Source organism: Sporosarcina sp. FSL K6-5500 (assembly GCF_038005665.1).
Taxonomy (GTDB): domain Bacteria; phylum Bacillota; class Bacilli; order Bacillales_A; family Planococcaceae; genus Sporosarcina; species Sporosarcina psychrophila.
This window is the reverse complement of record NZ_JBBOTP010000001.1, coordinates 1,376,221-1,398,151: the sequence shown is the minus strand read 5'-3', so window position 1 is coordinate 1,398,151 and position 21,931 is coordinate 1,376,221. Positions and strand designations below refer to the sequence as shown.

The following is a 21,931-nucleotide window of genomic DNA, read 5'->3' as shown; positions in this document are numbered from 1 at the left end:
TGAAGTACTGATTCATCTATCTTATCAGATTGTTCCGGTTTACGGAATACTTTACAACCCGACTTCCAATGCTAGCTGCTATGAAAACTTGCGCCGCATAATATGTCACCATAACGAATGCATCCCGGTATGGGATTTCCAGAACGAATCGATCGATTGCAAGAACTGAATCAGAGAAAATGAACAGCAGTGCGCCGATAATTGCGAGCGTCATTCGTGTGCGAATAGCCATCCAGCCCATCGTTAAAATAACGCCGATGTAGGCGATGATGGCGATACCAAGCACGGTTTGGCCAGCAGAAAATTGTGAACCGGCAACCCAAATAGCCATACCTGCACCGTAAAGGAGGAGAGGGGCGGCAACCCAGATTGGCATGGGTTTCTTCGCGCCATGACGAAAAGCAAAAATATAAAAAATATGACCAATGAAGAAGGTGATAAGTCCGGGTAAGAACCAATAGATGACGCCATCCGCAATCATGCAAACGAACAGTCCACCGATTATAATCCGTTTGTATGTACGGGAAAATAGAGGTCTTGTCATTAATGCAAATAGGATTATAAGTGCCATCGGAATCAGTTTCATTAAAATTTTGAAGCCGACCGGATCCGCTGGGATAAAGAAAATATAAACGATACCCATTACAATAATTGCAGTGAGCACTAGATTTCGAACCACAAGGAAAACCCCCTTTTCTACTACTTTTCTAGGAATGACAGGAGAAACCCTTTTTCGGTCATGCAGTTTTTGGGTTAGGTCGAGCGTCTTTACCCTTTTTTACTTGGACCGAAGCTCTTCTAAAAAAACGGTGACATGCTTTTTGGCAGCCATCAGGGGGGAGTACAAGGTTGAGAAAATACGCTTTTGTAAAGGGACATCGACCTTCAATTGTACAAGCTTTCCACTATCAAGTTCAGCTTTCACTGTATGAATGGAAACGGCCGCGATACCGAGCCCACATAGAATCGCTTTTTTCACACCTTCATTCGAACCGATAACTGTTTTCGAGGGCTTGACATTACCGATTGACTGAAGTAAATAATCTGTATACTCCCGTGTACCAGAACCAACTTCTCGCATGACCCAGTGAGAAGTTTGGAGGTCAGCTCCTTTAGGGTGGCGAATATTTGTCAAAGGATGTCCGCTTGCTGCGACAAGGATGAGTTCGTCTTCCATGAATGGCTGGATGATAAGCCCTTTTGTTTGCACACTACCTTCGATACAACCGATATCCGACCGGAATTCGCGGACCGCAATTTCGACGTCCTCGGTATTTGCAATTGCAACTTCTACATGCAAATCAGGATATTTATAATGTAGCCTCGTTAGTATCTCCGGCAATACGGACTCCCCAATTGTGTAACTTGCAGCGATGCGAAGAATTCCGCTAACCTCATTATGTTGCCATAAAATTTCTTCTTTTGTTTGCTCTGCGAGATGAAGTAATTGTATCGCACGTTCATACAAAACCACTCCGGCGGGTGTAATGTGAAATGTTTTATTTGCACGTACGAGCAATGAGGCTTTTAGTTCGTCTTCCAAATGTTTGATATGGAGACTGACAGTTGGTTGAGATATGTTTAGTGATTCACCGGCCCTGGTGAAATTCTTTTTTTCAATTACCGCAACAAACGTTTTCAATTCTTCAAGTAGCATGATGATAAGCTCCCTTCTATTAGTAATCTTAATCGATTTTATCATATATCCTCATTTTACTGATCGATAAGATGAGATTATACTTAAAGAAATGGAAGAAGGTATGGCTATGAAAAAAGGATTCTGGCTTGGAATTGGACTGACGTTTTTCATCGCAGTCATCGCAAAATTGGCAACACTACTCCCTTATATTTCGTTAATTGGTCCACTTGTTTTTGCAATACTAATCGGAATGTTATGGAATACGTTTTTTCCTGTTCGCGCAGAGTGGGAAGGTGGTATTGAGTTCGCGTCAAAAAAATTATTGCGTGCTGGTATTATCCTTCTCGGCATGCGATTGAATCTGGGCGATATTGCATCTGCAGGATGGCCAGCATTTTTATGGGCAGTGGGCAGTGTTCTAATCGGTATTGGAGCTGTATACGGTATAGCTCGTGCAATTGGGGCTGATAAAACAATCAGTTTTCTAACTGCTTGCGGAACGGGGATCTGCGGTGCAGCTGCCATTGTTGCAGTGGCTTCACAAGTAAAGGCAAAACCCGAGCAGACCGCAATTAGTGTTGCCATCATCGCTATTCTTGGAACGTTATTCACATTTGTCTATACTTTAGTATATCCAGTGTTAGAACTTTCAAGTGAGGCATTTGGCATGTTTGCAGGTGGGACACTTCATGAGATTGCACATGTTGTTGCAGCAGGGGATGTTGGGGGGACTGAAGCACTTGATTTTGCGCTTGTCGTGAAATTGACTCGTGTCATGTTACTCGTCTTTGTTGCAGGAGGAGTAGGAATCTGGATGTCACGGAAGAATAAACAGTCGGCAGAAAAATTCAAATTGAAGACACTTCCAATTCCATGGTTCATTTTCGGTTTCCTTGCAGTGAGTGCGCTGTATACCACGGGGATTGTACCGGAAGCGGTCGCATCAGTATTTGTCACACTCGCTTATCTATTAATGGCGATGTCAATGGCTGGGTTAGGTCTGAATGTGAAGTTCGAGGCATTCCGTAGTGCGGGGATGAAGCCATTTGTTGCAGGACTAGGAGGAACGGTTATTCTTGTACTTGTCGGTTATATGTATGCACGTTTTGTATTTTAAACAATATAGAGGCATAGAAAAAAGGCATCGCTATTGAAGCAGATGCCTTTTTCTTATATTTATTAAACAATTGAGTAATTCTTATGTGAAACAACAGTCAGATTTGACGCGGCGCCAATAAGTTCGGCGTCCTTCAATGAGATTTCAACGATGACGGAATTCTCAAGTATTTTAAAAATAGTACCATTTACTTCATGTTCATTACGGACAAATGAAATTTCTTCATCGATTTTGCGCGCTGCGACAAAATCCGACACTTCTTTTTCCCTACGTGGAAAAGCCATTCGAATTCCCCCTATTATCCATTCTCATCTTGCCATCTAATTAAAGAGTGCTTCGGGGAAACCCGCAGCAACAAGTAGATGAAGATGGAAAACAACTAATCGTAAACGATAACACACATGCTGTCTACTATTAGTATACCATATTTCAACGAAATTTGCAGGAATGCAGACTTTAATAGCTATGCTTAAGTTCAGAAACTTTTATCTTAATAAAAGCAAAGGGGTTGACATTATACCTGTAGGGGTATAATGTGTGGGTATAGCTTAAATAAAAGGAAGTGATAGGTATGGAATACGATGACAAAGTAAAAAACAGGTTAAAACGAATTGAGGGTCAAATCAAAGGGATTTTAAAAATGATGGATGACAATAAAGACTGTAAAGAAGTAATTACACAATTGTCAGCCTCACGTTCAGCTATAGATAGAACGATTGGCGTTATTGTCAGCTCCAATCTAATTGAATGTATACAACAAATGGATGACAGCGATCCAAGAACACAAGAGGATATTGTAAAAGAAGCAGTAGAACTACTAGTAAAGAGTCGATGAAACAGTGGACTCTTTTCTTTTTAACAAATAATATACCCCGCTGGGTACAAAAAAGAAAGGGAGATTTGATTGTCTGAGACGAAAAGAACTACCATTGTATTATTCAGTGGAGATTATGATAAAGCAATGGCGGCATACATCATTGCGAATGGTGCTGCAGCTTATGATCACCAAGTAACGATTTTTCATACATTTTGGGGATTGAATGCACTACGAAAAGAAGAACTAGTCCCAGTAAAAAAAGGCTTGCTAGAAAAAGTATTTGGCAAAGTGATGCCGCGAGGTGCAGATAAGATGGGTATTTCCAAAATGAACTTTGCTGGAATGGGTCCTAAAATGATTAAACATGTTATTAAAAAGCACAATGCGATGACACTTCCGCAACTGATTGAACTAGCTGAAGAACAAGATATAAAGCTTGTTGCTTGTACGATGACGATGGATCTTCTTGGACTTCAACAGGATGAACTGTTGGATGGTATTGAGTATGCCGGAGTAGCGGCGTATCTTGGTGATGCACAGGAAGGCAATGTAAACTTATTTATTTAAATTGGAGGTTTTTAGATGATTGAAATAACACCAATAGAAGTTCAAGAAAAGTTAAAAATGAACAAAACGATTAGCCTAATTGACGTGCGTGAAGTAGATGAAGTGAAAGAAAGGAAAATAGCACAAGCAATTCATATTCCGCTCGGATTATTGGAATTCCGTATGCATGAATTGGATAAAGACATTGAGTACACAATGGTATGCCGCTCAGGTGGACGTAGTGGAAGAGCGGTGCAATTGCTTGAGGCGCACGGTTTTAAAGTGGTAAACATGGTTGGCGGTATGAATGACTGGGAAGGTCCAGTGGAATAACATTATTTTTTTACATTTAAATATACCCATACGGGCATTGGTAGAAGGAGAAGATGACATGATAGAAACGGATTTCGTACTCGATGCAAAGGGGCTGGCTTGTCCAATGCCAATCGTCAAAACGAGAAAGATCATGAAAGAAATGGAACCAGGAAATGTGTTGGAAGTACAGGCAACTGATAAAGGATCTACGGCGGATTTAAAAGCATGGGCTGAGGGTTCCGGGCATGACTACTTAGGCACGACTGAAGATGCAGGAATTCTGACGCATTATGTACGTAAGTCGAGTGGAGAAGAACAAGTTGAGAAAAAACATCCGCATATTGTGTTGAATGAACAACTACAAGCTGTTTTAGAGGAGAACCGTGAAGTACTTGTGCTCGATGTTCGTGAATCGGCAGAATATGCATTCAATCATATTCCAGGGGCTAAGTCTTTGCCGCTTGGGGACCTTGAAAGTGAACTCGGGAATCTTGATAAAGAAGCGGAAATTTACGTCGTATGCCGTACAGGTAGCCGTAGTGATGTAGCTTCTCAGAAACTTGCTGAAGCCGGATTTTTAAAAGTGAAAAACGTTGTGCCTGGCATGAGTGAATGGAATGGACCAACAGAAAAGATTGTGTAATTAATAAATGAAATTACTAGGGGGGGTATACAAATGACAGTTCAACTAATGACTGCAAGTACAATAGCGAAAAAAGTAGTGAATCAAGAACCCTTTTTCATTCTAGACGTTCGTAATGAAGATGCATTTGTGGATTGGAAAATTGAAGGAGAGAACATTCAGTATCTTAATATCCCTTATTTCGATTTACTCGATGGGGTTGAAGAAATCCTGCATCAGCTTCCTGCGGGTCAAGATATCGTCGTTGTCTGCGCGAAAGAAGGATCTTCCATTATGATTGCGGAAATGATTGCGGAAGAAGGGCGTGCAGTTCATTACTTACAAGGTGGCATGAAGGCCTGGAGTGAACATTTGGAGCCAGTGAGAATTGGTGACTTGAAAGACGGCGGAGAGCTGTATCAGTTCGTACGAATTGGCAAAGGTTGTTTGTCATACATGATCGTTTCAAATGGAGAAGCGGCAATTGTCGATGCGACACGAATAACTGATGTATTTCTTGATTTCGCGAAAACGTTGGATGTTAAAATTACGCATATTTTAGATACACATCTCCATGCAGATCATATTTCCGGGGGACGCAAAATTGCAGAAGCCGTCAATGGAACGTACTGGTTGCCTCCAAAAGACGCTAGTGAAGTAACGTTTGCCTATGAGTCATTAGAAGAGGGGCGAACGATTATAATCGGTGATACGACGATTGCCATTCAACCTTTGTACTCACCTGGGCATACGATTGGTTCTACATCATTCATAGTAGATGACACGTATTTACTTTCAGGCGACATCTTATTCATCGATTCAATTGGACGCCCTGACCTTGCTGGTTTGGCTGAAGATTGGGTTGGCGATTTACGGGAGTCGTTGTACAAACGATATAAAGAGTTGTCAGAGGAATTGATTGTTCTTCCTGCGCACTTCATGATTATTGAAGAATTGAATAGGGACGGTAGTGTATCTGAGAAACTTGGTACATTGTTTGCTGAAAATCACGGTTTGAATATTCAAGACGAAGCGGAATTCAGGGACATGGTGACTGGGAATTTACCTCCACAACCGAATGCCTACCAGCAAATACGTGAAACAAATATGGGGAAAATATCACCTGAAGATGAAACCCAACGTGAAATGGAAATCGGACCAAATCGTTGTGCGGTTAGATAATTTATTGAAAACTAAGGAGAGATTAGTGATGGAATCAAACAAAGTATTAGACGCTAAAGGGTTGGCTTGTCCAATGCCGGTTGTACGTGCAAGGAAAGTCATGAAGGAAATGGAAACGGGTGAAGTGTTGGAGATTCTTGCGACAGATAAGGGTTCCGTCGCTGATTTAGCTGCATGGTCGAAATCCGGTGGGCATGACTTAGTGAAGCATACAGAAGAGGCTGGCGTATTTACGTTTTGGATCCGAAAAGGTTAATTTGAAACGGAAGGGTGTCTGCATAGTAGATGCCCTTTCTCCTTTTGAAAGGAGGAAAATGTGGTGGGTTTCGCGTTTATTGTGACAATATTTTTAATTGGATTTGTTGGTTCCTTTATTTCAGGAATGGTTGGTATAGGCGGATCGATTATAAAATATCCGATGTTGTTGTATATCCCGCCCCTACTTGGTGTTGCAGTCTTCACCGCTCACGAAGTATCCGGAATAAGTGCAATTCAAGTCTTTTTCGCAACAATTTCAGGTGTATGGGCGTACCGTAAAAGCGGTTATATTAATAAAACGTTGGTTCTTTACATGGGCTCGAGTATTTTAGTGGGTAGTTTTATTGGAGGATACGGATCGAATTTGTTATCTGAAGGTGCTATCAACCTGGTCTACGGTATATTGGCAACAATCGCTGCGATTATGATGTTCATTCCGAAAAAAGGACTGGATGACATTCCTGTTGATAAAGTTACATTCAATAAGTGGCTAGCAACGTTGTTAGCGTTCATTGTTGGTATTGCGGCAGGAATTGTAGGGGCTGCAGGAGCCTTTATTCTTGTACCAATCATGTTAGTTGTTTTGAAGATACCTACGCGAATGACGATTGCAACTTCTCTTGCGATTACATTTATATCCTCAATCGGCTCGACAATAGGTAAGATCACAACGGATCAAGTGCTGTACGGTCCTGCGATGGTTATGATTGTTGCAAGTATTATAGCGGCACCCATTGGGGCGAAAATTGGTCAAAAAATGAACACGAAAGTACTTCAATGGTTATTGGCACTTCTTATTTTAGGAACTGCTATTAAAATATGGTTGGACTTTTAGCAAGTAATAAAATCCGTTATCACTCATTACGTAGGCGATAACGGATTTTATTTGTAATTGGATACAAGGTGGACAATATGTAAGGGATTCAAGTATTTACATGCACCATTTGTTTAATGAGTATTGAAAAAAATGAAGTATAGTGAATGTGATAGCGATATTTTTTAAAAAGGGCTTAAATAATATAATTTAAGGGGTGACTTAGATGCGAGCACGAGATTTAGGGTTGAAATTTGAAGGAGAAACGGGATTACATAACGCAATTACTGACGTTCCAGGGGTTACCGTTGGGTATTCAACAATCATTGAAGGGGAAGGTCCATTAGAGGTGGGTAAGGGTCCAATTCGCACCGGAGTAACTGCCATATTGCCACGTGGTAAACAAAATGAAATGAAGCCGATCTGGGCTGGAACATTTTCGTTTAATGGCAATGGTGAAATGACAGGTACACATTGGATAAACGACGGCGGATACTTTTTAAGCCCGATATGTATTACAAATACGCATTCAGTTGGTACTGTCCACCAGGCGGTAGTCAAATGGATGATAGATAATTATCAAGATCAATTCTTAAATGAACATTTATGGGCTATGCCTGTCGTTGCTGAAACATATGACGGTGTTTTAAATGATATTAATGGGCTTCATGTTAAAGAAGAGCATGTTTTGGCTGCAATACAATCTGCCCAATCAGGCGAATTGAAGGAGGGCAATGTTGGCGGAGGAACTGGGATGATTTGTTACGGGTTTAAAGGGGGAACGGGTACTTCTTCTCGTAAACTAGATATCGATGGAGAGGAATACCACATCGGAGTACTTGTGCAAGCAAACTACGGTAAAAGGGAATGGCTAAAAGTTTCAGGTGTCCCAGTTGGAGAACACTTGACTGAGAATATAGTACACACAAAGGAAATGGGCTCAATCATTGTAATTATCGGGACTGATATTCCAATGTTACCTCATCAACTAAAAAGACTTGCGAAACGTGCATCCATTGGGATTGGACGGAGTGGTAGTCCGGGGGGAAATGATTCCGGTGATATATTTCTTGCATTTTCAACCGCAAATGAAATGTCTATTCATCAAAAGGAAGACCCAATCCTAACTATGAAAGTCACAAATGATCAACAGTTTGACCCGATTTATGAGCAAGCTTGTCATGCGATTGATGAGGCGATTATTAACGCTATGATTGCAGCGGAAAGTATGTCCGCTCTTAAACCAAGCGGGAAAGTAGTTGAAGCTATTGATCATGAACGACTGATGGAAGTAATGAAGAAGTATAATCGTTAATAAATAATAAATAATAAATAATAAATAATAAATAATAAATAATAAATAATAAATAATAAATGAAGATGAATGCGTTGGCTCAGCAATTAAGAAATGGATAGGTATGTAGCGGAATAAAAACATCCGGTATCGCTCATGGAATGGGCGATACCGGACTTTTAGATTTATTAGCGAAGCGTTCTTGAAGAAGCTTGTATAATTCCCTTCTTCAATTCCTTGATACCTTCTTTCTTTCGAACAAAGATGAAATAACAAGCGATGGTTAACCCAGCAATGAGCAAGGTAAGTACTGCCTGCACACGTAACGATTCAATGACGAGCATTGCGATAAAGATTCCTGTAATAACGAAAATAGTCGCATACGTTAGATAAGGGAACAACCACATTCTAATTTGAAGTGCTTCAGGGTTTTCACGTTCTAATCTTCTGCGCATTCTTAGATGTGTGAAGGCGATGACAAGATACACTAAAAGTGCGACAGCCCCTGATGAATTGATGAGAAATAAAAATAGTTTATCGGGTGATACGTAACTGAATATGACCGCTATATAGGAAAAAACCGTGCTGAATAAGATTGCTCGAACAGGAACGCCCTTCTTACTCAATTTTAAAAAGGCTTTTGGCGCTTCGCCTTTCTGTGCCATTCCAAATAACATGCGTGAGTTGGCATATAATGCTGAATTTAAACAAGAGAGAACCGCCGTTAATACAACAAAGTTCATGATCTGGGCTGCGGCAGGTATTCCGATATAATCGAGAACGGCAACAAATGGACTGACCAGCAGATTTGCAGAGTTCCATGGCAACAAAGTGACCACGATCGCAATAGAACCGATATAGAAGATAAGAATCCGCCAAATGACACTGTTTGTCGCAATTCGGACCGCTTTCGCCGGATGATCTGATTCGCCAGCAGCAATCGTAACAATCTCGGTACCCATGAATGAGAAAATGACTACTGTAATTCCTAACAAGACGGAACCGAATCCTGTTGGCATGAATCCACCTGTCCCTAAGAGGTTTACTGTTCCAGGTGCAACAACACCTGGATACCATCCGAAAATCACGCAAAGACCGAGGACAAGGAATAAACCAATACTTACAACTTTTATGAGTGAAAACCAATATTCAAATTCCCCGAAAGATTTTACTGAAAAAAGATTTGTCAGTGTTAACAAAATGGTTAAGATTAATGCCATTAACCAAAGTGGGAATTCTGGAATCCAGTATTGCATAATAGCAGCACCGGCAATTGCTTCAATTGCTATAACGACAACCCAGAAGAACCAATATAACCATCCGATTGTAAAACCTGCCCATGGTCCAATCGACTCGGTTGCATATGTAGAGAAGGATCCGCTTGTCGGATGGGCGGCCGCCATTTCACCAAGCATGCGCATAACCAAGACGACAATTGTTCCTGCAAAAGCGTAGGATAGAATCGCACCTGGTCCAGACGCATTAATAACTGCTCCACTTCCGATAAACAAACCTGCTCCGATAACACCGGCAATTGAAATCATACTAATGTGTCGGATCTTTAAATCTGGATTTAACTGTCCCTGTTGATTAGACATATACATTCCCCCTTGTGTAAATAGTGAATTTTTTAAGATGTAAGCGTTTCCAATCATTTGTTATAATATTCTTTTAAGTTGTTAAGTCAATCATACAGAAATAAATCTGAAAATTTGTAGACAAGTTGTAAGATGAAATGAATTTAAATTTTACGGAGTGTAAAATAAGGACTTGCTGCACTATTTTGGTCCGGTCATTGAACATGAAAACCGGTTTGCGTTTAGTAGCGCAACCGGTTTAACTTACTTATTACCTAACAATCGAGAGGTCATGATAGCACCCTCAAGCGCTAGACGCTTAGATGGCTCCATAAAGTCTTCGCCTAGAAGTAATTCCAACTTTTCAAGACGGTGGTACAGTGTTTGTCTAACTATGAAAAGACGGTCTGCAGTCTCTTTTTTCGATCCACCGCATTCGAGATAAACACAAAGTGTTTCAAAGAGGTTGCTTTCCATCTTCAGATCGTAGTCGAAAACTGTAGATAAGTAATCTTGGACATATGTTTCAAGGTAACCGTTGTTCTCTACTAATAGAAGAAGCCTATAAATGCCTAAGTCTTCATAGAAATATGATTTTGTAATGCCAGACTCGCGCATTATTAAAACATCTCCAGCTTCTTTGTATCCTTTTTTTGCATCCGTAATTTCTTTGTAGACTGTACTTACTCCAAATGTACATCTGGTTCCGTCAATGAAAGTGTTGTCTTTTATGTTTACAATATGTTCAATGATTTGAGAAAAACGATTAGTCTCATCTATCAAGTGATCTGCAGCGATGAAGGATGCAATGATGACAATCTCACTTTTACTGGATGCAACTGCGGGGAAGAACCCATTACGTTTAAAGAGTGACCGTATCATCATCGAGCGTTGCAGTTTAATCTCTTCCCATTCTTCTTCACCAAGATTCGTTTCGAATGTCTTCATCTGTATGATGAAAACTCTGAAATACGTATTGCGGCTTTTGGAGGGCAAATAGGCATGAAGGTCTTCCTGTTCAAAGGATCTGCCGCTCAATAAATTCCGAACGAATTCATCTTCGTTATTCTGTTTACGCTCTTCTATTGTTCGGTTGCGTAACAAAATTTGAGCGATTGCAAGTGCAGCGCGGTCTAATATGAGGAATGGAAATTCATCCGACAGTTGTTCTGTCACCTCGAGGAATAGATATCCCCAAATTTGTCCTAGCCCACTAACAGGCATTTGTGCAAATTTCTGATCCTTCAGCATGAGGAATTTCTGTCCTGTATTGATCGATGGGGATCTTTCAAGATGGACTCGGATGGTTATTTCCAACTCTTTGATCTCAGACGGATAGTAATAAGGCTTCGTATCATCACTAATGAACAGGATATTATGTCGGAAAAATTGATTTAGTTCTTGTAGGATTTTTAAAATACCGTTGGGTGCAAGAGAAAGTGTAATGAATTTCCTTGATAAGATATCGAGTTGTGAAAGCATCTGATGATGTTGATTAATGATAAATGTATGAAGGTCTTGAGTTATATCGACAAATTTCACAGTTTTTTCGAAGACGATGAATGGAAATGCGTGTTTGTCTGCGAGTTCAATAATTTCAGGTGGAATTAGCTTAAAGTAAGGTCCTACTTCTATACATATACATGCCACATCTTTTTCTATCAGCCTCGATACATACATTAGCTGGCTTGGAAGATCGAGTTGTAAGCCAACGCCTGTCGTAAGAATCATCTCTCCTCCATTTATTAAGGCATCGAATTCTTTTACCTCTAATACATGAGACCATTTTACTTGACGGTCCAATCCTTCTTTTCCTGCAACGACTTTGGCGTGTTTGAATGAGCTTCGTGAAAGAACATCGCGGACAGTAAGTTTTAAGGTATTCATTATAGGTGTAGACCTCCATAACGTTAAAATAATCGCCTAATGATTAGACAAAGTGTAAATTGAAAGTAATCTAAATTATTTGTAAAGTATAATATGAAGTCTAGCGAAGATAGCGTAAAGTAGCAAGAACAATAGAACGGGGGAATGAAAATGATTTTAACGCAGGTAGAAAAGAAGACGCTTACAAACTTCATCAATGGACAATGGGTAAAATCAACGACAGATAAATATGAAGAGGTACCAAATCCAGCGACAGGAGAAATATTGGCCGAAGTTCCTATCTCCACACTTGAAGATTTGAATAAAGCGGTAGAGGCGGCGAAAACAGCATTTGCGAAGTGGAAGAAGGTTGCTGTTCCTCAACGGTCAAGGATCTTATTTAAATACCAGCAATTGTTAATAGAGAACTGGGAAGCACTAGCGAAAATCATTACGATTGAAAACGGTAAAAACTATGCTGAAGCGTATGGCGAAGTACAGCGCGGGATTGAGTGTGTTGAATTTGCTGCAGGAGCCCCGACGTTAATGATGGGGTATCAGCTTCCTGATATCGCAACGAACATTGAATCGGGTATGTATCGTTATCCAATAGGCGTAATTGGTGGAATTACACCGTTCAACTTTCCGATGATGGTCCCTTGCTGGATGTTCCCACTTGCAATCGCTAGTGGAAATACATTCATCCTAAAACCATCAGAGCGTACGCCACTTTTGGCGAACCGTCTTGCAGAATTATTGCATGAAGCGGGTCTGCCTGACGGTGTTTTCAATATCGTCCATGGTGCGCATGAAGTCGTAAATGGCATTCTCAATCATCCAGATATTCCGGCCGTGTCGTTCGTAGGTTCACAGCCGGTTGCTGAGTATGTGTATAAAACAGGAACTTCAAATGGTAAGCGTGTCCAAGCATTAGCGGGCGCGAAAAACCATACAATCGTTATGCCGGACGCGGATATGGATTTGACGATCACAAATATTATTAACGCAGCTTTCGGATCCGCTGGAGAAAGATGTATGGCTTGTGCGGTTGTCGTTGCAGTTGGTGATATTGCAGATGAACTTGTCGAGAGATTAGTAGACGAGTCGAATAAACTGACGATTGGTAATGGACTAGAAGAAGGGATTTTCCTTGGACCTGTTATTAGGAATTCACATAAAGACAAGACACTGGGTTACATCGAATCAGGTATTGAGGAAGGCGCCAAACTATTACGGGATGGCCGTGAAGACAAGTCTACTTCCGAAGGCGGTTATTTCGTCGGTCCGACAATTTTTGATAATGTCACTCAGGAAATGAAAATTTGGAAAGAAGAGATTTTTGCTCCTGTGCTATCTATTGTAAGAGTGGATACATTGGATGCAGCAATCGAACTTGCGAATAAATCAGAGTTTGCAAACGGGGCTTGTTTATTTACAGATAGTGCAAGTGCAATCCGGAAGTTTAGAGAAGAAATTGATGCGGGGATGCTTGGTGTGAATCTTGGTGTTCCAGCTCCGATGGCGTTCTTCCCGTTTTCTGGTTATAAAAAATCATTCTATGGTGACTTGCATGCGAATGGTCGCGACGGAATTGAGTTTTACACACGTAAGAAAATGTTGACTGCGCGTCACTAATACTAGAAATTAATCGTGAAATTAGGAGGGGGTAAAGAAGATGACTACAGCAAAAGAGACTACAGGGTCATTAGTTGAAAAGGACCGGGAGAACGTTTGGCACCATATTTCTTCCTATAATGAAAAGAACCCACCAATGGTAGTGGAGAGTGGGGAAGGAGCTTGGATTACAGATCATAATGGCAATCGTTATCTAGATGGAATGTCTGGACTATGGTGTGTGAATGTCGGTTATGGTCGTGAGGAGCTAGCGCAAGCTGCCTATGATCAGATGAAAAAGATGGCCTATGCACCGATGACCCAAAGTCATGAGCCTGCTATTCTGCTTGCAGAAAAGTTGAATGAAATGCTTGGTGGTGACTATAAAATATTTTACTCAAACAGCGGATCCGATGCGAACGAAGTAGCGTTTAAACTTGCGCGTCAATACCATCAGCAAAATGGGGAACCGTCACGCTACAAATTCATTTCCCGCTATCGTGCGTATCATGGGAGCTCCATGGGGGCACTGGCAGCAACAGGGCAAGCACTGCGGAAATACAAGTATGAGGCACTTGCACCGGGGTTCTTGCACATCGCCCCTCCGGACAATTACCGCAGACCTGCGGGACAGTCAATTGAGGAGTACAACATACAACGTGCCCAAGAGTTTGAAGAGAAAATCATTTGGGAACAGAAGGAAACAATCGCTGGGATTATTATGGAACCGCTTATTACAGGAGGCGGTATACTCATCCCACATCCAATCTACTTGGAAAAGGTTCAGGAAATCTGTACACGCCACGGTGTACTGCTAATTGTTGATGAAGTCATTTGTGGATTCGGCAGAACTGGGAAAGACTTTGGTCATCAGCATTTTAAGTTGAAACCGGACATTATTACGATGGCAAAGGGACTAACGAGCGCTTACTTGCCACTTTCGGTTACGGCTATTCGAAAAGATATTTATGAAAAGTTCGATACAGGAGAAGATAACAGTCATTTCCGGCATGTTAATACATTTGGCGGGAATCCTGCGGCTTGTGCAGTCGCGTTGAAGAATCTTGAAATCATTGAGAGAGAAAATCTTGTTGAACGGTCGGCTGAGCTTGGCGAGCGCCTTCGAAAAGAGTTGGCTTGCTTATTGGATCATCCTTTTGTTGGCGATATTCGCGGGCTCGGATTCTTGTTAGGCATTGAACTTGTAGAGAACAAAGAAACGAAAGAACCTGCTGCAAACGCCCGTGTTGCGAAAATCATTGGCGAATGTAAGGCGAATGGACTTATTATTGGAAGGAACGGCGATACAGTTGCTGGCTATAACAATATTCTAGCGCTAAGCCCACCGCTGTCTTGTACCGATGAAGACGTGGACTTTATTATTGCGGTTATGAAGAAAGTGTTCAATGAAAATGCATGAGTTAGGATGAGATTTTTAATCTTGCTAAACCAAAAACGGAGAACCTCCAATTATAGGGGTCCTCAGTTTTTGGTTTTATTTTTTCTAAAGACCATTGAAACGCGCTTCTCGCTACGCTCTTTCATACGCTGAAAATTCTCGAGATGTTTCCAAATGGCGATTGCAAATAACAAAGTTGCTATTACGACTGGCCAGTATCCGTCTGCCAATACTGCCATCGCGATGAGCGTGACGTAGAGCATCAGCACACCAAACACGAGAAAGTCTGTTACTAGCGCTACGACGACAAATAATGCAAAACCAATGAGCCCGATCTGCCAGTCGATTGCAAGCAGTACACCAATTATTGTCGCTGTTCCTTTTCCGCCGTTAAAGTTCATATAAAATGGAAAGTTATGGCCAATAACGGCTGCGGCGGCTGTAAGAAATAAAAGTAAAGCCACAAAGGCTTCTGAAAATCCTGCGTTTTCTGCGAAATAGTGCACAAGTAAGACAGCTCCTGCACCTTTACTGATATCGATTACTGCAACTAATGCGCCGAACTTCTTCCCGAGAACAATGGTCGCATTCGAGGCACCGGCATTTTTCACACCGGTTTCTTTCAAGTTAACGCCGGATATTTTCTGCGCAACAACTGATCCATGCAGGCAACCAACTGCATATCCCCATAAGAGCACGCCTACAATCCATAACCACATATCAAGTTCCTCCTAAAATAACGGTAGTCTAAGTGTAACATTCCACATAGACACAAGTTTCAGAAATATTATTCGGTAAACTATTGACAAAGTATTGAGATATCTACTATACTATGTCACAAGATGGAAAACTGAATATCACAAACTCTTATCAAGAGCGGCGGAGGGAATAGGCCCTGCGATGCCCGGCAACCAGCAAGTGACTAACTTGCAAAGGTGCTACTTCCTACAGATTCGTGCGAACGGTCTGAAAGATAAGGGGAGGAATAAGCGAAAGCGTAACCCTCTTCTTAAGCGAAGGGGGTTATTTTTCATTCCAAAAATACCCCTAACGTCTCCGCCCATTACAATCACATCCATCTAAAAAAACTCTGGAGGTAATGACGATGACAAAACTTCAACCCGAAACACTTCTTCTGCACGGTGGACAAAAACCGGATCCTGTAACAGGTTCACGCGCAGTTCCAATTCATAGAACCTCATCTTTTGTATTCCGTGATACAGAACATGCTCAAAAACTATTTGCACTACAAGAAGCAGGCAACATCTATACACGAATTACAAATCCAACTGTTGCAGTTTTTGAAGAGCGTATTGCGCTTCTTGAAGGTGGTACGGCGGCAGTTGCATTCTCCTCAGGTATGGCAGCTATCGCTTTCTCTATCTTGAACGTAGCTGGTGCTGGAGATGAAATTGTCGCAGCAAGCAACTTATATGGCGGTACTTATAATTTATTCGCCGCTACACTTCCGCGCTACGGTATCAATGTAAAGTTTGTCGATGCAACAGATCCTGAAAACTTCCGTGCAGCAATTACAGATAAAACAAAAGCAATATTCGCAGAAACAATCGGTAACCCGAGTCTTCATGTACTCGATATTGAAGCGGTTGCGGACATTGCGCATGAAAACGGTCTACCGCTTCTTATTGATAGTACATTTGCTTCGCCATATGGTTCGAATCCTATCGAATTTGGTGCGGATGTTGTCATCCATTCCGCTACAAAATGGATTGGCGGACACGGTACCACGATCGGTGGAGTTGCTGTTGATGCGGGTACATTTGACTGGACGCAAGGGAGGTTTCCTGGCTTCACAGAGCCTGATGCGTCATATCATGGTCTCCGTTACGGAATTGATACAGCAGCGGCGGCATTTGCGACTAAACTACGCGTTCAACTATTGCGTGACTTCGGACCTTGCTTAGATCCAGATAGTGCATTTAATTTCCTCCAAGGACTTGAAACACTGCATTTGCGTGTGACAAGACATAATGAAAATGCCGTTAAAGTAGCGGAGTTCTTGAAAAAACATCCATCTGTCGAATGGGTAACATATACAGGCAACGAAGATCACCCATCTTATGACCTTGCGAAAAAGTACTTGAAAAACGGCTTCGGTTCCATTATTGTATTTGGTATTAAAGGTGGACGGGATGCAGGCCGGAACGTGATTGATAACGTCAAAATCTGGTCGCATGTTGCGAATGTTGGGGATGCAAAATCACTAATTATCCATCCAGCTTCAACGACGCATCAGCAGCTTGGGCCTGAGGACTTGAAAAAATCAGGTGTGACTGAAGAATTGATTAGACTATCGGTGGGCCTTGAATCCGCGGAAGATATTATTGCAGACCTTGCACAAGCAATCGAACTAGCGGTACCAGTAACAGTATAATTTTTTGGTGACAAGAAAGGGCGTGACAATCGTGGAGACGGGGATAGTGGAAATCGGGCATCTGGTATTGGAATCAGGAGTCGTCTTGGTAAATGTACAGCTTGCCTATGAAAGAACGGGCAGGTTGGATGCACCCCATGTACTTGTTTGTCATGCCTTGACAGGAAGTCACGTGACAGTTGGAACGGATGACTATCCGGGTTGGTGGAGCGGTCTTGTCGGCAAAGGAAAAAGTATCGATACAAATGAATTATCCGTTATCTCTTTTAACGCACTTGGCGGAAGTGACGGATCAACAGGACCGTTAACTGTAAATCCGGACACAGGCGAGCTGTATAGAAATTTATTTCCAGAAGTAACGATTCGAGATATGGTGCATGCAGAACGGAGAGCGCTGACGGTATTAGGTGTCAATCGATTAAGGGCGGTCATCGGGGGTTCGCTCGGTGGCATGCGTGTACTGGAATGGGGCATTATGTATCCCGAGGGTATGGATATTCTTTTCCCGATGGCGGTGACACCACAATCAACTAAAATTGGGAACATGGAATCTCCTTTTGGGAATAGCAGAAATGACATGGAGAGCTTCTACCCCTTAATCCGTGCCATGAATACGCATGACATCGGCCGTGGTCGAGGAGGCGTTGAACTAGCTTCCCGCCTGATATCTGCAAAAGTGGTGGCGTTTGCGTTTACACACGATCCGATGTTTCCGACGGATGAAATTCGAACGTTCGCCTATATGATTCCCAACTCTATATATTGTTTGGTCAATACAAAACATGGCTATGAAAGTTTTTTAACGGAATTTGAAAAATGGGGACTCATCATCAAACAGTCCATGGAGGTGGCGTTATGGCGTCAATCAAAGTCGCTCTACTTGGCTTCGGCACTGTAGGTGAAGGGATTTATAGGATTTTGAATGAAAGGAAAGAAGAGATTAAGCGGGAAATGGGCTGTACAATCGACATTGTTTCCATTTTGGTCCGGGATAAGGAGAAAGAACGTCTAGCGACACCTGGAACGAAGATAACGGATGACATTCAAGAAATCCTGTTAAATCCGGACATTGACCTCATATTTGAGGCGATTGTTGGAGAAGAACCCGCTTATACGTTTCTTTCGGATGCAATAGAAAAAGGTTTTCATATAATAACTGCGAATAAGACCATGTTTGCGAAACATGGTCCGGCGTTACTAAAACATGCGGAGTTCCGTGGAGTTTACGTTGGGTATGAAGCAACGACGGCGGGTGGCATACCGATTATCCGTACGGTGACAAACTTGTTACCGACAGACCGGGTGTTACGAATTAGAGGTATTTTGAATGGCACTTCCAACTTCATCTTAACGAAGATGCGGGAAGAGGGAATTCCATTTAAAGCCGCGCTTCACGAAGCACAGACGCTTGGCTATGCGGAAGCGGATCCGACGGACGATATAAGTGGCAAAGATGCCTTTCGGAAACTGATGATTTTGAGTGCACTTGCATTCGGTACGCAACCAAATTGGCAAGACGTTTCGGTTGTTGGAATCGACAAGATTACTATTGAAGATGTGGCGGATGCATCTAAGGCTAAGCTTCGTTATCGGCATGTCGCTGATATTTTGATTGACGAAAAGGGGACATTGCACGGAAGTGTTGGCCCGGTACTTATCGGAACTTATCATTCGCTATATGGTGTCGAAGGTGTGGACAACGCAATCATCGTTGAAACTGACTATCTCGGTGCCTTAACACTTGTCGGTCCGGGTGCAGGTATGTACCCAACGGCAAGCGCAATGGTCGGAGACTTCCTTCAAATGATTGGAAAACGTGAAAAGGTTCTTGTTAATAGTTAAGAAAAAGCGATTCCATTTATGGAATCGCTTTTTCTAGTTATTATTTTAATTTCATCAACTTTAATTCGGCTTTCAACGCTTTGAGCAACGCGACAACCATGAGCAGCATGACGAAAGAGAAGGGCAATGCAGCGATGATGATCGTGTTTTGCAAAGCGGTGAGGCCGTTGACAGATAGCAAAATGAGCGCAATTGTCGATTGGATAACGCCCCAAATGAGCTTCACATTATTCGGCGGTGTCAACGAACCATTCGTTGACTGCATGCCAAGGACAAATGTTGCTGAATCGGCTGAAGTAACGAAGAACGATACAATCAATAAAATTGCGAAGACTGATATCATGAACGACATTGGCATAACATTGAACATTTCGAAAATCGTCAGTTCTGTACTGGATTGCGTCAAGTCGACAAGCCCTTTTTTCTGGATATCAATCGCTGTCGTTCCAAACGCTGAGAACCAGAATGTAACCAGCAAAGTAGGTGCAGCAAGTACGCCAATCATGAACTCCCTGATTGTACGGCCTTTTGAAACACGGGCAATGAACATACTGACAAACGGTGCCCATGAAATCCACCATGCCCAGTAGAATATTGTCCAGTCGTCAAGCCATTTCCGGTCGGTAGAGTCCAATGGTGCTGTACCGAAACTCATTTGGACAAGGTTTGAAAAGTAGCCGCCAAATGAATCAGTGAACATATTGAAAATGAGTAATGTCGGTCCAAGAACGACGATAAATCCAAGCAGTGCAAGAGCAAGGACTAAATTTGTATTCGATAAATATTTTATGCCCTTACTTAATCCTGACCATGCAGATGCAACGAACAGGACCGTGACGATTGCGATGATGACAAATTGTGAAAAGATATTGATCTCAACACCAAATAAGTAGTTTAGGCCTGCATTAATTTGAACAGCGCCGAAGCCGAGTGATGTAGCAACGCCGAATGCTGTTGCGAAAACGGCGAGTACATCGACGAGAGTACCCCATGGTCCAACCATTTTTTCACCGAATATCGGCTTCAATGTTGCTGAAATTAATCCCGGTTCCCCTTTGCGGAACTGGAAGAAGGCTAAAGATAGCGCAATGACTCCGTACATGGCCCATATGTGAATCCCCCAGTGAAAGAAAGATTGACGTAAGGCTTCTTTGAAAGCAGCATCCGTATTTGGATCTTCCGAAGCAGGACTGATTGCAAAGTGTGATAATGGTTCAGCGGCACCATAAAAGACTAGGCCGATACCCATCCCGGCGGAAAACAGCATGGCAACCCATGTAACTGTTGAAAACTGCGGACGGTCCGTATCTTTTCCAAGCCGGATTTTTCCGTATGGACTGACGATGAAAAAGAAACTGAGCGCTAACATAAATGACATGAGCAGCATATAGTACCAACCGAAAGACGACGCAACAAAGTTTCGGACATTCGTTGTAACAGCCTCAAAACTTTCAGGTGCAAACGCGCCATATCCGACGGTCAAAATAATCAGACCAATTGTGATGTAAAAGACATTTGAAATTTTCTTCATAATTCCCCCTCGTGGAGCTGGTAATTTGGAAACAGCTTCTTACTATACTAGCAAAGCATATTGAAAGCAACCAATCGATGTATTTAGTATTTTCTCTTATAGCGATTTCCATACCTTTAACGGAACGATACCCTATCTTAAATAAAACAAAACCGGCTGAAAATCCGTAGATTTTCAACCGGTTTTTCAATCTTCATCTTTAATGTCACGATCGGGTGGAATAGGTTCGTTCCGCCATTCATCGATTTGGTGTTTTAACATTTCGAGCTGTTCTAAATAGAGTCCAAACTGATCTTTGTTAATAAGGAATTTTTCACCATCATGGACGGAACGGATGCGACCTTCCCGCACGTACTTTTCTACTTGTTCGACAGGCATACCTAGATGTTCAGCGGTTTCTTGGATTGTTATGTACATCGATCCATCTCCTTAAAAAATCCCTCTATTTCAATCGCTAACAGTGAAATGGAGGGGATGGGTTATGTTAAATAAGTTTTTCGAATTTCAAACGTTTATTTAAAATCATCATAATCGGAATCCCGATAGCCATAACGACGAATTCACCTATTGCGACTGTTAACCAGGTAAGTAGGAAAGGCAGTTCTAATGCTAGATTCAACTCGAAAGCAATGATGAACATTGTAAAGGTGAAAACAAGCGTGTTGAAGACCATTCGCTTGAATATTCCAGATATGAATTTAGCAGAGAAAATCGTAATTGAAAGGGCTAGGATTGATTGGCTTACCCCAAAAAATAAGTCATACATACCAAGTGGGGAAAATAAGTTTGTCACAAATACACCAAGCACAATTCCAAATATGAGCTTTTTATTGAACACGACAAGATGGTTGAACATCTCAGGGATTCTAAATTGGATGGCTGAGTATGCTAATGGTGCTATTAATAGGGAAACAGCTACATATAAAGCGGCGATAATCCCGCTAATGGCCATTGTTTTTATTTTCATTATTCATTTCCTCCTAGTTTTTTTAGCGTGGGATGGTTGACGAACCACGTGTTAAAAAGCCTGCAATCCAGTGTATCATAGTGTTTTTGATTCGTACATGTCAATACATGTGAAAAATGAAGAAGTAAGAATTTGG

The 21,931-nt window shown here is 41.8% G+C and carries 23 protein-coding genes and 2 riboswitches; of the genes, 14 read left to right on the top strand and 9 right to left on the bottom strand.

The features are described from left to right. Nucleotides 1–16: 16 nt before the first annotated feature. Nucleotides 17–679 (bottom strand): lysoplasmalogenase, encoded by a 663-nt coding sequence (locus tag MKX62_RS06375; RefSeq protein WP_067213592.1) that lies wholly within the window; start codon nucleotides 677–679, stop codon nucleotides 17–19. A 99-nt stretch (nucleotides 680–778) separates the two neighbouring features. Beyond that, a complete protein-coding gene (locus MKX62_RS06370) occupies nucleotides 779–1,657 on the bottom strand; it encodes a LysR family transcriptional regulator (protein WP_067213591.1) in 879 nt (292 codons plus the stop codon). Nucleotides 1,658–1,748: 91 nt separating this feature from the next. Between MKX62_RS06370 and MKX62_RS06365 the strand changes: the two genes are divergently transcribed. Beyond that, a complete protein-coding gene (locus MKX62_RS06365; protein ID WP_067213590.1) occupies nucleotides 1,749–2,756 on the top strand; it encodes a YeiH family protein in 1,008 nt (335 codons plus the stop codon). 62 nt (nucleotides 2,757–2,818) lie between these two features. Here MKX62_RS06365 and MKX62_RS06360 read toward each other — a convergent pair whose 3' ends face one another. Next, on the bottom strand, nucleotides 2,819–3,040 hold the full coding sequence (locus tag MKX62_RS06360; RefSeq protein ID WP_338654703.1) for a DUF2187 family protein: 222 nt from the start codon (nucleotides 3,038–3,040) through the stop codon (nucleotides 2,819–2,821). Between the two features lie 287 nt (nucleotides 3,041–3,327). Here MKX62_RS06360 and MKX62_RS06355 point away from each other — a divergent pair, with 287 nt between their 5' ends. The 8 genes from MKX62_RS06355 (at nucleotide 3,328) to MKX62_RS06320 (ending at nucleotide 8,625) form a co-directional block, all read left to right on the top strand. Continuing rightward, nucleotides 3,328–3,591, top strand: coding sequence for a metal-sensitive transcriptional regulator (locus tag MKX62_RS06355; RefSeq protein ID WP_067213588.1), 264 nt, complete (start codon nucleotides 3,328–3,330; stop codon nucleotides 3,589–3,591). 69 nt (nucleotides 3,592–3,660) lie between these two features. After that, nucleotides 3,661–4,140: a DsrE/DsrF/DrsH-like family protein gene (locus MKX62_RS06350; RefSeq protein ID WP_338654706.1), complete on the top strand. Its 480-nt coding sequence runs from the start codon at nucleotides 3,661–3,663 to the stop codon at nucleotides 4,138–4,140. Between the two features lie 15 nt (nucleotides 4,141–4,155). Further along, nucleotides 4,156–4,452, top strand: coding sequence for a rhodanese-like domain-containing protein (locus MKX62_RS06345; protein WP_338654708.1), 297 nt, complete (start codon nucleotides 4,156–4,158; stop codon nucleotides 4,450–4,452). A 58-nt stretch (nucleotides 4,453–4,510) separates the two neighbouring features. Beyond that, nucleotides 4,511–5,077 carry a sulfurtransferase TusA family protein gene (locus MKX62_RS06340; RefSeq protein ID WP_067213585.1) on the top strand — a complete coding sequence of 189 codons (567 nt, stop codon included), beginning with the start codon at nucleotides 4,511–4,513 and terminating at the stop codon, nucleotides 5,075–5,077. 33 nt (nucleotides 5,078–5,110) lie between these two features. Next, nucleotides 5,111–6,238 carry an MBL fold metallo-hydrolase gene (locus MKX62_RS06335; RefSeq protein ID WP_340741061.1) on the top strand — a complete coding sequence of 376 codons (1,128 nt, stop codon included), beginning with the start codon at nucleotides 5,111–5,113 and terminating at the stop codon, nucleotides 6,236–6,238. 28 nt (nucleotides 6,239–6,266) lie between these two features. After that, a complete protein-coding gene (locus tag MKX62_RS06330; RefSeq protein ID WP_067213583.1) occupies nucleotides 6,267–6,494 on the top strand; it encodes a sulfurtransferase TusA family protein in 228 nt (75 codons plus the stop codon). A 63-nt stretch (nucleotides 6,495–6,557) separates the two neighbouring features. Beyond that, nucleotides 6,558–7,331, top strand: a complete 774-nt coding sequence (locus tag MKX62_RS06325; protein WP_338654714.1) for a sulfite exporter TauE/SafE family protein — start codon at nucleotides 6,558–6,560, stop codon at nucleotides 7,329–7,331. 205 nt (nucleotides 7,332–7,536) lie between these two features. Continuing rightward, complete coding sequence (locus MKX62_RS06320) at nucleotides 7,537–8,625, top strand: DmpA family aminopeptidase (protein ID WP_187046145.1); 1,089 nt, start codon at nucleotides 7,537–7,539, stop codon at nucleotides 8,623–8,625. Nucleotides 8,626–8,792: 167 nt separating this feature from the next. Here the strand turns inward: MKX62_RS06320 and MKX62_RS06315 are convergent, their stop codons facing one another. Continuing rightward, the gene (locus tag MKX62_RS06315; RefSeq protein ID WP_338654718.1) at nucleotides 8,793–10,202 is read right to left on the bottom strand and encodes an amino acid permease; all 1,410 of its coding nucleotides are present in this window, start codon (nucleotides 10,200–10,202) and stop codon (nucleotides 8,793–8,795) included. A 243-nt stretch (nucleotides 10,203–10,445) separates the two neighbouring features. Beyond that, a complete protein-coding gene (locus MKX62_RS06310) occupies nucleotides 10,446–12,068 on the bottom strand; it encodes a PucR family transcriptional regulator (RefSeq protein WP_340741060.1) in 1,623 nt (540 codons plus the stop codon). Between the two features lie 150 nt (nucleotides 12,069–12,218). Here MKX62_RS06310 and MKX62_RS06305 point away from each other — a divergent pair, with 150 nt between their 5' ends. Both MKX62_RS06305 and MKX62_RS06300 read left to right on the top strand, forming a co-directional pair. Beyond that, a complete protein-coding gene (locus MKX62_RS06305) occupies nucleotides 12,219–13,682 on the top strand; it encodes a CoA-acylating methylmalonate-semialdehyde dehydrogenase (RefSeq protein ID WP_338656742.1) in 1,464 nt (487 codons plus the stop codon). Between the two features lie 40 nt (nucleotides 13,683–13,722). After that, nucleotides 13,723–15,081 (top strand): aspartate aminotransferase family protein, encoded by a 1,359-nt coding sequence (locus MKX62_RS06300; RefSeq protein WP_187046141.1) that lies wholly within the window; start codon nucleotides 13,723–13,725, stop codon nucleotides 15,079–15,081. A 62-nt stretch (nucleotides 15,082–15,143) separates the two neighbouring features. Here the strand turns inward: MKX62_RS06300 and MKX62_RS06295 are convergent, their stop codons facing one another. Then, nucleotides 15,144–15,779 (bottom strand): glycerol-3-phosphate acyltransferase, encoded by a 636-nt coding sequence (locus MKX62_RS06295; RefSeq protein WP_067213576.1) that lies wholly within the window; start codon nucleotides 15,777–15,779, stop codon nucleotides 15,144–15,146. A 145-nt stretch (nucleotides 15,780–15,924) separates the two neighbouring features. Next, a riboswitch (SAM riboswitch) is annotated at nucleotides 15,925–16,040 on the top strand. 125 nt (nucleotides 16,041–16,165) lie between these two features. On the opposite strand from MKX62_RS06295, the gene MKX62_RS06290 reads away from it, so the two are divergent. From MKX62_RS06290 to MKX62_RS06280, 3 genes are read left to right on the top strand one after another with little or no spacing between them, the layout of a single operon-like run. Further along, the gene (locus tag MKX62_RS06290; RefSeq protein ID WP_187046140.1) at nucleotides 16,166–17,455 is read left to right on the top strand and encodes an O-acetylhomoserine aminocarboxypropyltransferase/cysteine synthase family protein; all 1,290 of its coding nucleotides are present in this window, start codon (nucleotides 16,166–16,168) and stop codon (nucleotides 17,453–17,455) included. 31 nt (nucleotides 17,456–17,486) lie between these two features. After that, entirely contained in the window at nucleotides 17,487–18,353 is an 867-nt protein-coding gene (locus MKX62_RS06285) for a hypothetical protein (RefSeq protein ID WP_340741059.1), read from the top strand. Further along, nucleotides 18,311–19,297 (top strand): homoserine dehydrogenase, encoded by a 987-nt coding sequence (locus MKX62_RS06280; protein ID WP_338654728.1) that lies wholly within the window; start codon nucleotides 18,311–18,313, stop codon nucleotides 19,295–19,297. The genes MKX62_RS06285 and MKX62_RS06280 overlap by 43 nt, the downstream gene beginning before the upstream one ends. Nucleotides 19,298–19,337: 40 nt before the next feature. On the opposite strand, the gene MKX62_RS06275 is transcribed toward MKX62_RS06280, so the two are convergent. The 3 genes from MKX62_RS06275 to MKX62_RS06265 form a co-directional block, all read right to left on the bottom strand. Beyond that, entirely contained in the window at nucleotides 19,338–20,828 is a 1,491-nt protein-coding gene (locus MKX62_RS06275) for a BCCT family transporter (RefSeq protein ID WP_067213572.1), read from the bottom strand. A 186-nt stretch (nucleotides 20,829–21,014) separates the two neighbouring features. After that, a complete protein-coding gene (locus MKX62_RS06270) occupies nucleotides 21,015–21,245 on the bottom strand; it encodes an excisionase family DNA-binding protein (protein ID WP_067213571.1) in 231 nt (76 codons plus the stop codon). 67 nt (nucleotides 21,246–21,312) lie between these two features. Then, a complete protein-coding gene (locus MKX62_RS06265) occupies nucleotides 21,313–21,795 on the bottom strand; it encodes a QueT transporter family protein (protein ID WP_067213570.1) in 483 nt (160 codons plus the stop codon). A 7-nt stretch (nucleotides 21,796–21,802) separates the two neighbouring features. Then, a riboswitch (PreQ1 riboswitch) is annotated at nucleotides 21,803–21,849 on the bottom strand. Between the last annotated feature and the right edge of the window lie 82 nt (nucleotides 21,850–21,931).